This window comes from Streptomyces daliensis (genome assembly GCF_054782395.1).
On record NZ_BAAGSO010000093.1, the window covers coordinates 32867 to 44977 of the forward strand.

At 71.5% G+C, this 12111-nt stretch carries 11 protein-coding genes; 7 read left to right on the forward strand and 4 right to left on the reverse strand.

Features of this window, described 5'->3' with window-relative positions; all coding sequences use genetic code 11:
* Window positions 1-304: 304 nt before the first annotated feature.
* Together ACYVOO_RS22275 and ACYVOO_RS22280 are read right to left on the reverse strand one after the other, a co-directional pair.
* Window positions 305-616 carry a helix-turn-helix domain-containing protein gene (locus tag ACYVOO_RS22275; RefSeq protein ID WP_453344689.1) on the reverse strand — a complete coding sequence of 104 codons (312 nt, stop codon included), beginning with the start codon at window positions 614-616 and terminating at the stop codon, window positions 305-307.
* 59 nt (window positions 617-675) lie between these two features.
* Window positions 676-930 (reverse strand): YkoF family thiamine-binding protein, encoded by a 255-nt coding sequence (locus ACYVOO_RS22280; protein WP_461017437.1) that lies wholly within the window; start codon window positions 928-930, stop codon window positions 676-678.
* Window positions 931-1092: 162 nt separating this feature from the next.
* On the opposite strand from ACYVOO_RS22280, the gene ACYVOO_RS22285 reads away from it, so the two are divergent.
* The 6 genes from ACYVOO_RS22285 to ACYVOO_RS22310 all read left to right on the forward strand — a co-directional run bounded on the left by ACYVOO_RS22285 (window position 1093) and on the right by ACYVOO_RS22310 (window position 8173).
* A complete protein-coding gene (locus ACYVOO_RS22285; protein ID WP_461017438.1) occupies window positions 1093-1947 on the forward strand; it encodes a TIM barrel protein in 855 nt (284 codons plus the stop codon).
* A gap of 122 nt (window positions 1948-2069) precedes the next feature.
* Entirely contained in the window at window positions 2070-2975 is a 906-nt protein-coding gene (locus tag ACYVOO_RS22290) for a 2-hydroxy-3-oxopropionate reductase (protein ID WP_461017439.1), read from the forward strand.
* A 299-nt stretch (window positions 2976-3274) separates the two neighbouring features.
* Window positions 3275-5053 (forward strand): glyoxylate carboligase, encoded by a 1779-nt coding sequence (gene gcl / locus ACYVOO_RS22295; RefSeq protein WP_461017440.1) that lies wholly within the window; start codon window positions 3275-3277, stop codon window positions 5051-5053.
* A 183-nt stretch (window positions 5054-5236) separates the two neighbouring features.
* Complete coding sequence (locus ACYVOO_RS22300) at window positions 5237-6694, forward strand: catalase (RefSeq protein ID WP_461017441.1); 1458 nt, start codon at window positions 5237-5239, stop codon at window positions 6692-6694.
* Window positions 6695-6975: 281 nt separating this feature from the next.
* On the forward strand, window positions 6976-7701 hold the full coding sequence (locus tag ACYVOO_RS22305; protein ID WP_461017442.1) for a hypothetical protein: 726 nt from the start codon (window positions 6976-6978) through the stop codon (window positions 7699-7701).
* 64 nt (window positions 7702-7765) lie between these two features.
* Window positions 7766-8173, forward strand: coding sequence for a DnaJ family domain-containing protein (locus ACYVOO_RS22310; RefSeq protein WP_461017443.1), 408 nt, complete (start codon window positions 7766-7768; stop codon window positions 8171-8173).
* A 28-nt stretch (window positions 8174-8201) separates the two neighbouring features.
* On the opposite strand, the gene ACYVOO_RS22315 is transcribed toward ACYVOO_RS22310, so the two are convergent.
* Window positions 8202-9224, reverse strand: coding sequence for an aldo/keto reductase (locus ACYVOO_RS22315; protein WP_461017444.1), 1023 nt, complete (start codon window positions 9222-9224; stop codon window positions 8202-8204).
* Between the two features lie 184 nt (window positions 9225-9408).
* Here ACYVOO_RS22315 and ACYVOO_RS22320 point away from each other — a divergent pair, with 184 nt between their 5' ends.
* Window positions 9409-10263 (forward strand): helix-turn-helix transcriptional regulator, encoded by an 855-nt coding sequence (locus tag ACYVOO_RS22320; protein ID WP_461017445.1) that lies wholly within the window; start codon window positions 9409-9411, stop codon window positions 10261-10263.
* A gap of 40 nt (window positions 10264-10303) precedes the next feature.
* Here ACYVOO_RS22320 and ACYVOO_RS22325 read toward each other — a convergent pair whose 3' ends face one another.
* Entirely contained in the window at window positions 10304-12004 is a 1701-nt protein-coding gene (locus ACYVOO_RS22325) for an AMP-binding protein (RefSeq protein WP_461017446.1), read from the reverse strand.
* Window positions 12005-12111: the final 107 nt, after the last annotated feature.

Here is a 12111-nt window from a genome sequence, read left to right on the forward strand (position 1 = left end):
AAGCCGCGAACAACCGGTCCACACGCCGCGCCGCAGCCACCGGCCCGCACCCGGCGACGAAACCCCAAGGCGCACCCAGCGACGCCCCCACTGGCGACGGCGCCAAAAATGTTGTGGGCAATCGTCCCGCGGGCGGGACGGGTGGGCACAACCCGTGCCACCGGCCCGCCACACGCGAACGAACCCCCCAAGGGGCACCCACACCAGGCGCACCCCCACGAGAAACACGCACCCCGTGTGACCTTCACCCCGCACCCCGTGAAGGAGCACACCAGCGCGTAGGGGCAACCCTGCGTTTCCAGAACTACTCCGCGTTGGCGCGGTTCAGGTAGTTGTAGACCGTGAAGCGGCTGACGCCCAGCGCACCGGCCACCGTCTCCACACCGTGGCGTACCGAGAACGCACCCCGCGTCTCCAGAATCCGCACCACGGACTGCTTCGTCTTCCGGTCCAGCTCGGCCAACGGCATCCCGTGCCGCCGCTCCAGCTCGGCCAGGATGTGGTCGAGGGAGTCGGACAGGTGCGGCAGCCGCACCGCGATCACGTCCTCGCCCTGCCACGTCAGCACCACGTCGTCGCCCTGCGCCTGGCCGGGCGCGACCATCTCCCCGCCCATCGCGTCCACCAGCGGTTTCACCGCGTCCACGAACGCGTCCCCCGCAGCCCCCGCGTCGGTCACGAGTCCCCCTCCCCGTCCAGGACGTTGACCTGGAGCGACACCCGTGTCGCACCGGCGCGGAGCGACTCGCGGAGCAGGTCGGCGACGGCGGCCAGCACCTCGTCGGACGCGCCCTCGGCCGTGTTGCCGAAGGGCCCGACGTCGACCGCGTCCAGCTCGGCTCCCTGGACGATCTCGCGGGCCACCACCGCGTGCCGCGGAGCCTCGTCGAGGTCGAACGGTTCTGTCGTGAACTCCACTCGCAATCGCACGCCGCCAACCTACGCGACCCGTCTGAACTGCGGCATCCCCGAAAACCCGGCGAACCCTCTTGACAGCTCACGGGGACCAGTAGCACTCTTCCATCAAGTAGAAAGCTACTTCCACAATACGGAATACAGATACCGGACGACACGGAAGGGAGCACGATCGCAGTGGCCCCCCTCGCGGAAATCGGCAGCACCGAACACCGCTTCACCGTCAACCTGTCGATCCTCTTCACCGAACTGCCGCTCCTGGAGCGTCCCGCTGCCGCCGCCGCGGCCGGGTTCTCCGCCGTCGAGCTGTGGTGGCCCTGGGTCGACGCGCCCGTACCCGAGCAGTCCGAGCTGGACGCGCTGCGTGCCGCGCTGAACGACGCGGGGACGCGGCTGACGGGGCTCAACTTCTACGCGGGGCAGCTTCCAGGCCCTGACCGGGGCGCGCTCTCGGTGCCCGGCGAGGAGTCGGCGAGGTTCCGGCGGAACATCGACGTGGCGGCCGACTTCGCCGGGTCGATGGGCTGCAAGGCCCTGAACGCCCTCTACGGCAACCGTGTCGAGGGTGTCTCCGAGGCCGAGCAGGACGAGCTGGCGCTGGAGAACCTGGTGCGCGCGGCCCACGCGGCCGACCGGATCGGCGCCGTGGTGCTCGTCGAGGCGCTGAACGCGCCCGAGTCGCCCGCGTATCCGCTGGTCAGCGCCCCGAAGGCCGTCGAGGTCGTGGACCGGGTCAACGAGGCGACGGGGCTCGGCAACGCCAAGTTCCTCATGGACCTGTACCACCTGTCCATGAACGGCGAGAACCTGCACCAGGTCATCGACTCCTACACGGACAAGACCGCTCATGTGCAGATCGCGGACAACCCGGGCCGTGGCGCCCCCGGCACCGGTGAGCTGGACTTCACCGATCTGCTGGGCCGTCTCGCGAAGGCGGGCTACGACGGCTGGATCGGCCTGGAGTACAAGCCGGGCGACCGGCCGAGCGCCGGTTCCTTCGACTGGCTGCCCGCGCCGCTGCGCTCGGCGTGACCGGAGCGGCGACGAGCCGCCCCCGTACCCGTACCGCGTCCACGCCGCGCCCGTACCCCGTCCGCGTATCCCCTCCCGGGCCCCGAACGGTCCGGCACCGTCCTGAAAGGCAACCCACCCTCATGAGCAGCAACCTTCCGAAGATCGCCTGGATCGGCCTGGGCATCATGGGCTCCCCGATGGCGGAGAACCTGCTGAAGGCCGGGTACGAGGTCACCGGCCACACCCTGGAGCCGGCGAAGCTCAAGCGGCTCGCCGAGAAGGGCGGCAAGTCGGCCCCGTCGATCGCCGAGGCGGTCGGGGACGCCGACGTCGTGATCACGATGGTTCCGGCCGACCCGCAGGTGAAGCAGGTCTACCTCACCGAGGACGGCGTCATCGCGCACGCCAAGCAGGGCGCCACCCTCATCGACATGTCCTCCATCACGCCGCAGACCTCCATCTCGGTGGCCGAGGCCGCGGCGGCCGCGGGCAAGGACCTCAAGGTGCTGGACGCGCCGGTGTCCGGCGGCGAGGCCGGGGCCGTCGAGGGCGTGCTGTCGATCATGGTCGGCGGCGCGCAGTCCGACTTCGACCGTGTGAAGCCCGTCTTCGACGCACTGGGCAGGACCATCATCCTGTGCGGGCCGCACGGCTCGGGCCAGACGGTGAAGGCCGCCAACCAGTTGATCGTCGCCACCAACATCCAGGCGTGCGCCGAGGCCGTGGTCTTCCTGGAGAAGTCCGGTGTGGACCTCGACGCGGCGCTCGACGTCCTCGCGGGCGGCCTGGCCGGTTCCACGGTGCTGGACCGCAAGAAGGAGAACTTCAAGAAGCGCGACTTCCAGCCGGGCTTCCGCATCGACCTGCACCACAAGGACATGGGCATCGTCACCGACGCGGCCCGCGCGGTGGGCTCGGCCCTGCCCGTCGGCTCGCTGGTGGCCAGCCTGGTCGCCTCGCTGCGCGCCCAGGGCGACGGCGGTCTCGACCACTCCGCGCTGCTGCGCGGCGTCGAGCGGCTCTCGGGCGGCACGCCCGCCGCCTGAGCGGCCGGGCCCCCGGTGCCTGGGGCCCGGCCCGGTCCGGGGCCTTGAGCCCCGGGCAGTCCGAGGGGGCGGCCCGCTCCAGGGGGACCCGGGCCGTCCCCTCCCCCACCCGTCCGGGCGGCGGCGCTGACACCTGTCCTGTCGCGCCCAGGCGCCGCCGCCCGGATACCCCCTCATCCCTCGCGCCCCACCCCGCGCGCCGCATACCCCTCGCGCCTTCCTCCCGCCGCGTTCTCCTCCCGCTCTCCTCCGCCCGTGCCAGGCGGCCGTACGGCCGCCTGTCTTATCTGGAGCATCCAATGCCTCGAATGACCGCTGCCCGAGCGGCAGTTGAGATCCTCAAGCGTGAAGGTGTGGACACCGCGTTCGGCGTTCCCGGTGCCGCGATCAACCCGTTCTACGCGGCGCTGCGCGCCAGTGGCGGCATCGCGCACACGCTGGCCCGCCACGTCGAGGGCGCGTCCCACATGGCCGAGGGCTACACCCGTACCGAGCCGGGCAACATCGGTGTCTGCATCGGCACCTCGGGCCCGGCGGGCACCGACATGATCACCGGCCTGTACTCGGCGACGGGCGACTCGATCCCGATCCTGTGCATCACGGGCCAGGCGCCCACCGCCGTGATCCACAAGGAGGACTTCCAGGCCGTCGACATCGCGTCCATCGCCGCGCCCGTCACCAAGAAGGCGACGACGGTCCTGGAGGCGGCGCAGGTGCCCGGGGTCTTCCAGGAGGCGTTCCATCTGATGCGCTCGGGACGTCCAGGGCCGGTCCTCATCGACCTGCCGCTGGACGTGCAGATGACCGAGATCGAGTTCGATCCGGAGACGTACGAGCCGCTGACCCCGCACAAGCCCGCCGCGACCCGCAAGCAGGCCGAGAAGGCCCTGGCCATGCTGGCCGCCGCCGAACGCCCGCTGATCGTCGCCGGTGGCGGCGTGATCAACGCGGACGCCTCGGAGCTGCTGGTGGAGTTCGCCGAGCTGACGGGCATCCCCGTCATCCCGACCCTGATGGGCTGGGGCGTCATCGGCGACGACCACGAGCTGAACGCGGGCATGGTCGGCCTCCAGACCTCGCACCGCTACGGCAACGCCACGTTCCTGGAGTCGGACTTCGTCCTGGGCATCGGCAACCGCTGGGCCAACCGCCACACGGGGCAGCTCGCGAAGTACACCGAGGGCCGCACCTTCGTCCACGTGGACATCGAGCCGACCCAGCTCGGCAAGATCTTCGCCCCGGACTACGGCATCGCCTCGGACGCCGGGGCCGCGCTGAGGCTCTTCGTGGAGATCGCCCGCGAGCAGAAGGCGGCGGGCACGCTGCCGGACCGCTCCGCCTGGGCCGCCTCGGCCCGGGAGCGCAAGGCCACGCTCCAGCGGCGTACGCACTTCGACGACGTGCCGATCAAGCCGCAGCGCGTCTACGAGGAGATGAACCGCGCCTTCGGTCCCGAGACGCGCTACGTGTCGACGATCGGCCTCTCCCAGATCGCGGGGGCTCAGTTTCTGCACGTCTACCGGCCGCGCCACTGGATCAACTGCGGCCAGGCGGGCCCGCTCGGCTGGACCGTGCCCGCCGCACTGGGGGTGGCGACGGCCGACCCGGACGCGACGGTCGTCGCGCTCTCCGGCGACTACGACTTCCAGTTCATGCTGGAGGAGCTGGCGGTGGGGGCGCAGTTCAACATCCCCTACGTCCACGTCCTGGTGAACAACTCGTACCTGGGCCTGATCCGTCAGGCGCAGCGGAACTTCGACATGGACTACCAGGTCCAGCTCTCCTTCGAGAACATCAACGCTCCCGAGCTGGGCGTCTACGGCGTGGACCACGTCAGGGTCGTCGAGGGTCTGGGCTGCAAGGCGCTGCGGGTGACCGAGCCGGACGCGCTGCTGCCCGCCTTCAAGGAGGCCAAGAAGCTGGCCGCCGAGTACCGGGTGCCCGTGGTCGTCGAGGCCATCCTGGAGCGGGTCACGAACATCTCGATGAGCGGCAGCGACATCGCGAGCGTGAACGAGTTCGAGGACCTGGCGACGGAGCCCGGCCACGCCCCCACGGCCATCGCACCCCTGTCCTGAGCCGCCGCGCGCCCGCTCCGACAGGCGTCCGCACGGGACGCCCGGTGCGGCGGGAGGCCCCTGGCTTCCTGTGGCTTCCCGCCGCACCGATCAACTTCAACAAACTGTTGACGGCCCCTGAGGCCGACTCTACGCTCCAACATGCGGAAACCGTCTTCCGTATGCCTCGCACGAAAGGTCACCATGTCGAAGCCCACGCTGACGACTGAGTCAGGCGCCCCGGTCGCCGACAACCAGAACTCCGCCACCGCCGGCGTCGGTGGCCCCTTGCTCCTCCAGGACCAGCACCTGCTGGAGAAGCTCGCCCGCTTCAACCGCGAGCGCATCCCGGAGCGCGTCGTCCACGCCCGCGGCTCGGGTGCGTACGGCTACTTCGAGGTGACGGACGACGTCTCCGACTACACCCACGCGCACTTCCTGGGCGAGGTCGGCCGCCGCACCGAGACCTTCATCCGCTTCTCCACCGTCGCCGACAGCCTCGGCGGCCCGGACGCGGCCCGCGACCCGCGGGGCTTCGCGCTGAAGTTCTACACCGAGGAGGGCAACTACGACCTCGTCGGCAACAACACCCCGGTCTTCTTCATCAAGGACCCGCTGAAGTTCCCCGACTTCATCCACTCGCAGAAGCGCGACCCGTTCACCGGCAAGCAGGAGCCCGAGAACGTGTGGGACTTCTGGGCCCACTCGCCCGAGGCCACCCACCAGGTCACCTGGCTCATGGGCGACCGCGGCATCCCCGCCAGCTACCGCCACATGAACGGCTACGGCTCGCACACCTACCAGTGGACGAACGCCGAGGGCGAAGCCTTCTTCGTGAAGTACCACTTCAAGACCAACCAGGGTGTGCGCTGCCTCAGCAGCGAGCAGGGCGCCGAGCTGTCGGGCAGCGACCCCAACAGCCACCAGACCGACCTGCTCCAGTCCATCGAGCGCGGTGTGTACCCGTCCTGGACGCTGTACGTGCAGCTCATGCCCGCCGCCGAGGCCGACGACTACCGCTTCAACCCCTTCGACCTCACCAAGGTGTGGCCGCACGCGGACTACCCGCTCCAGCGCGTGGGCCGCCTCGTGCTCGACCGCAACCCGGACAACGTCTTCGCGGAGGTCGAGCAGTCCGCGTTCTCGCCGAACAACTTCGTGCCCGGCATCGGCCCGTCCCCCGACAAGATGCTCCAGGGCCGCCTGTTCGCCTACGCGGACGCGCACCGCTACCGGCTCGGCGTCAACCACACCCAGCTCGCGGTCAACGCGCCGAAGGCCACCGTCGCCGCCAACTACGGGCGCGACGGGCTCATGGCGGCCAACGCCTACGCGCGCCGCGCCAAGAACTACGAGCCCAACTCCTTCGACGGGCCCGCCGAGAGCGGCAGGCCGCTGTCCGCGCCGCGCCTCCTCACCGGCCACACCGGCACCCACGAGGCACCCGCGCACACCAAGGACGACGACTTCTTCCAGGCCGGTGAGCTGTACCGGCTGATGTCCGAGGACGAGAAGGGGCGCCTGATCGCGAACATCGCGGGCGGCCTCTCGCAGGTGAGCCGCGACGACATCGTCGAGAAGAACATCGCGCACTTCGCCGCCGCCGACACCGAGTACGGCAAGCGCGTCGAGGAAGCGGTGCGCGAGCTGCGCGACGCCTGAGCGAGGGCGCCTGAGCAGGGCGCCCGAGCGGGCGCCGCAGACCGCGCGCGGGCCGATTGGGAGGTCGGCCCGATGCGCAGCCCCGTACCGCCGGCCCAGTGATGAGGGGTGGCCGGTGGTGCGGGGCCTTGTGCTGTCCGGGCACGCCCGCGCCCGACCGGCCTCCGCTTCCGGAAGACACATACCTCGCGTACTCGCCGGTTCCGCCACACGAGGCCCACCCGGTCAGGGACGATTGACGTGTCGGTCCGCCCGTCGTCTGCGTCCCAGGAGCCGAGAACATGGCCGAGAGCGTGCCCGTACGGTGCCCCGTATGCCGTCGCGAGCACACCTACGCGGCGCCGGTGTATCCGTGCGCCTGCGGAGCGCCCGTGGCGCTGCCGCTGCTGCGCGGTGGTGTGCCCGTCCAGGTGGAGCACCGCACGTGGGCGGGTTCCTGGGTGCGGGTGCGGTGCCCCGCGTGCGGCTCTTCGGAGGAGTGGCCGCAGCCCGAGCTGGGGTGCGAGTGCGGGGCGACGCTCAGGCTCCCCGTCGACCACGCCCGGCTGCGCGCCTCTCCCCCGGCCCCGGCGTCCCCGTCGTCCCCGGCGCCCGCGCCGGTGCGGACGCCGCTGCCGCCCAGGCCCCGGCCCGCGTTCCGGCCCGTCACGATCCGCACGGCGCAGGACGCGAAGACCGCGTCGGCGCAGTATCTTCGCTGGCTCGGCTTCGAGGACGTGCGGGTGGCGGACAAGCGGCCCGCTTCCGGCGTCGACCTGCGCGGGCCCGGCGTGGTCGCCCACGTCGATCCGACGACCTCGCCGACGTCGCTGCGCGAGATAGAGACCCTCTGGCTGAACGGGCTCAACGAGTCCGCCATCGCCGTCTGCTTCTCCCTCGCGGGCTACGCGCGCGACGCCCGCGCCCGCGCCGACGAGCTGTCCCTCCCCCTCTTCGTGCTGGACCTGACGGGCGCACCGCAGCCCGTGAACGACCCGGCCGACGACCTCATCAGGGCGACCGCGTGAGGTGGTCGTAGGGCACACTGAGAAGGAGGTCGCAGCGGCCGTAGAGGCCGGGGAGGAGAGCAGCGTGACCGAGCGCAAACCACCCGGTGTCAGCTTCGAATCCTGGGTGGACCGGCAGATCCGCGAGGCCACCGAGCGCGGCGCCTTCGACGATCTCCCCGGCGCTGGCAAGCCCCTCGCGGGCGAGCGGGCGCCCTACGACGAACAGTGGTGGCTGCGCGAGAAGATGGTCCGCGAGAGCCTCTCGTACCTCCCGCCCTCCCTCGCCCTGCGCAAGGAGGCCGACGACGCGCGGGCCGCCGCCGCTTCGGCCAGGACCGAGCGCGAGGTGCGCCGGATCGTGGCGGAGATCAACGAGAAGATCGCCGAGGCGATCAGGACCCCGCCCGCCGGGCCGCCCCACAACCTGGTGCCCTTCGACGCGGAGGAGATCGTCCGCGAGTGGCGCGAGGCCCTGCGGCGCCGGCTGTAGCGGGGCTCCGGCGCCCGGGTACGCGGCGTCAGGCGGCGGCGCGTTCCGCGACGGGACGGCGGCGCAGGTCCGGGCTCAGCAGGGCCGGGGACACCGGGTCCTGGTCGAGCGTGCCGACGTCGGTGCCGGGCGGCACGATCTCGTCGATGCGGTCGAGGAGTTCGTCGCTGAGCGCGACGTCCGCGCCGGCGAGCAGGTCGTCGAGATGCTCCATGGTGCGCGGCCCGATGATGGCGCTCGTCACGCCGGGATGTGCGAGCGTGAACGCCACGGCGAGGTGGGTCAGCGGCATGCCAGCCTCCTTGGCGAGCGGGATGAGCCGTTCGACGGCGTCCAGTCGGCGCTCGTCGTTGAGGTGCCGGAGGAAACCGGCGCGGACCAGCTCGTTCCGTCCGCCCTTGCGGACACGTCCTGACAGCAGCCCCTGCGCCAGCGGGCCCCACACGAGCGTGCCCATTCCGTAGCGCTGCGCGACGGGCAGCATCTCGCGCTCGATGCCGCGGCTGATCAGCGAGTACGGCGGCTGCTCGGTGCGGAACCGCTCCAGGCCGCGCCGCTCGGCGGTCCACTGCGCCTCGACGATGTCGCACGCGGTCGTCGTGGACGTCCCGATCGCGCGTACTTTGCCGCTGCGTATCAGGTCGGTGAGCGCGGAGAGCGTCTCCTCGACGTCGGTCTCGGGGTCGGGCCTGTGGATCTGGTAGAGGTCGATGTGGTCCGTGCCCAGGCGGCGCAGCGAGTTCTCGACCGCCGTGACGATCCAGCGCCGCGAGGTGCCCTGCTGGTTGGGGTCGTCGCCCATCGGGCGGCTGACCTTGGTCGCGAGGACGACGTGGTCGCGGCGTCCCTTGAGCGCCTTGCCCACCACGTCCTCGGAGTCGCCGTAGACGTCGGCGGTGTCGAGGAAGTTGATGCCCGCGTCCAGCGCCTTGTGGATGACGCGGACCGAGTCGGCGGGGTCGGGGTTGCCGATGGAGGTGGCGAACATCAGGGTGCCGAGCGCGTACGGGCTGACCTTGATGCCGGTACGGCCGAGGGTGCGGTACTGCATGGGTTTCCTGCCTTCTCCGTGCGGCGGCGGGCGCCGCTTCCGGTGCGGTGTGCGGTGTCCGGTGTGCGGTGTGCGGCGAGCACCGCTCCAGACTGCGGCGGCGCGGATACGGGCGGGAGAGACGCGGTCATCCAGGGACCGGCGGTCCCTGGCTGCGCCCGGCGCTCCGGGGCATGGTGGGGGCGTGGACCGAACCGAGCTGGCCGACTTCCTGCGCCGCTGCCGCACCCGCCTCACCCCCGCCGCCGTGGGACTGCCGCAGGGTGCCAGGCGCCGCACCCCGGGGCTGCGGCGCGAGGAGGTGGCGCAACTGGCGGGCATGTCCACCGACCACTACACACGGCTGGAGCAGGCCAGGGGCTCGCGCCCGTCGCGTCAGATGCTCGCCGCCGTCGCCCGCGCACTGCGGCTGACGAGCGACGAGCGCGACCACCTCTTCCATCTGGCCGGTGAGGAGCCGCCCCGCGACCGCGCGGACACGGAGCACGTACGGCCCGGACTGCTCCTCGTCCTCGACCGGCTGACGGACAGCCCCGCCCAGGTGGTGAACGACCGAGGCGACGTCCTCGCGCAGAACGCGCTGGCCAAGGCGCTGCACGGGGACGCCTCGGCGCGTCCGGCGGCCGAACGTAACGCCGTCTGGCGCTACTTCACCAACCCCGCCGCGCGCGAGCTCTTCCCGCCCGAGGACCGGGACGGTGCGGCGCGCGCCGCGGTGGCGGATCTGCGCGCCGCGTACGCGCGGCGGCGCGACGACGCGCGACTGGCGGGGCTCGTGCGCCGACTCCGCGCCAGGAGCGAGGAGTTCGCGGCGCTGTGGGACGGCCACGAGGTCGCCGTACGCCGCAGCGCCGTCAAGCGCTTCCAGCATCCCGTCGTCGGCCTGATGGAGCTGGACTGCGAGGTGCTGCTGAACCCGGTGCACGACCAGCGGCTCGTCCTCTACACGGCCCGTCCTGGCAGCGAGTCCCACGAGCGGCTCGAACTGCTCCGCGTGGTCGGCCTCCAGGACGTCGGCGCCCCGGACGTCGGCGGCTGAGCCGAGAGGTCCACCGGGTCCGGGGCGACTCCGGCGCGCGCTACTCCTCGCGGTACTCCTCCCCCGGCGAGTCCGCCGCGTGCCCCCGCAGTTCGACGCGGCGGATCTTGCCCGAGATCGTCTTCGGCAGCGGCGCGAACTCCAGCACCCGCACCCGCTTGTACGGCGCCAGCGTCGCCCTGGAGTGCGCGAACAGGGCCTTCGCGGTCTCGGGGCCGGGCTCCCAGCCGTCGCTGAGCACCACGTACGCCTTCGGCACCGCCAGCCGCAGCGGGTCGGGCGACGGCACGACCGCCGCCTCCGCGACCGCCTCGTGCTCCAGCAGGGCGCTCTCCAGCTCGAACGGAGAAATCTTGTAATCAGAAGCCTTAAATACGTCGTCGCTTCTGCCCACGTACGTGATGTAGCCGTCCTCGTCCCGCGACCCGATGTCCCCCGTGCGGTAGTAGCCCCCGGCCATGGCCTCGGCCGTGCGCTCCTCGTCACCGTGGTAGCCCGTCATCAGGCCGACGGCGCGTGCCGAGAGGTCGAGGCAGATCTCGCCCTCGGACACGTCCGCCTCGCCGGTGACCGGGTCCACGAGGGTGACGGCGCAGCCCGGCACCGGCCGCCCCATGGAGCCGGGCTTGAGCGGCTGGCCAGGGCAGTTGGCGACCTGGACGCTGGTCTCTGTCTGGCCGAAGCCGTCCCTGATGGTGACGCCCCAGGTGCGGCGCACATGCTCGATGACCTCGGGGTTGAGCGGTTCGCCTGCGGCCACGGCCTCGCGGGGAACGTTGGCCAGGCGGGTCAGGTCGGCCTGGATGAGCATGCGCCACACGGTGGGCGGGGCGCAGAAGCTGGTGACGCCCGCGCGGTCGATCTCGTCCATGAGGCGGGTGGCGTCGAAGCGTGTGTAGTTGTAGATGAAGATCGTCGCCTCGGCGTTCCAGGGCGCGAAGAAGTTGGACCAGGCGTGCTTGGCCCAGCCGGGTGAGGAGATGTTGAGGTGCACGTCCCCGGGGCGCAGCCCGATCCAGTACATGGTGGACAGGTGTCCTACGGGATACGAGACATGGGTGTGCTCGACGAGCTTGGGCTGGGCCGTGGTGCCCGAGGTGAAGTAGAGGAGCAGCGGGTCCTCGGCGCGGGTCACGCCGTCCGGCTCGTACGTGGCGGGGGCGCGGTAGGCGTCCTCGTACGCCAGCCACGGCTGCCGCCCCTCGGGGTTCCCGAGGGGCGGGCCCACCGCGATACGGGTGTAGTCGCCGGGCACGTCGTCGAACTTGCCGGTGTCCTCGGCCCGTACGATCACGTGCCGCGCCTGGCCGCGCCCCACGCGGTCGGCGAGGTCCGCCGGTCCCAGCAGTGGTGTGGCCGGGATGACGACGGCGCGCAGCTTCATCACGGCGAGCAGGGTCTCCCACAGCTCGACCTGGTTGCCGAGCATGAGGATGACGCGGTCGCCCGCGCGCACGCCCCGCTCCCGCAGCCAGTTGGCGACGCGGTTGGAGCGGGCGCGCAGCTCGTCGAAGCTGAAGCGGCCCTCGCTCCCGTCCTCCTCCACGATGTGCAGCGCGGTGCGGTCGTTGCCCTCGGCCACGGCGTCGAACCAGTCCAGCGCCCAGTTGAAGTGCTCCATCCGGGGCCAGGAGAAGGCGGCGCGGGCCGCCTCGTAGTCCGTCCTGTGCCGCAGCAAGGTGTCCCGTGCGGCGCGGAAGGCACCGTGTGCCCCGGTGGCCTGGGGTGTGGTCGCCGTCATCTCTCCTCCTCGTGGTGGTGCGCGTCCGTTTCGCGGGGCCACGTCCCTCGGCCAGTCGCTTCAGCCGGTCGCTGCCGCACATCGTGCGACTCGCGGGCCCCCGCGCA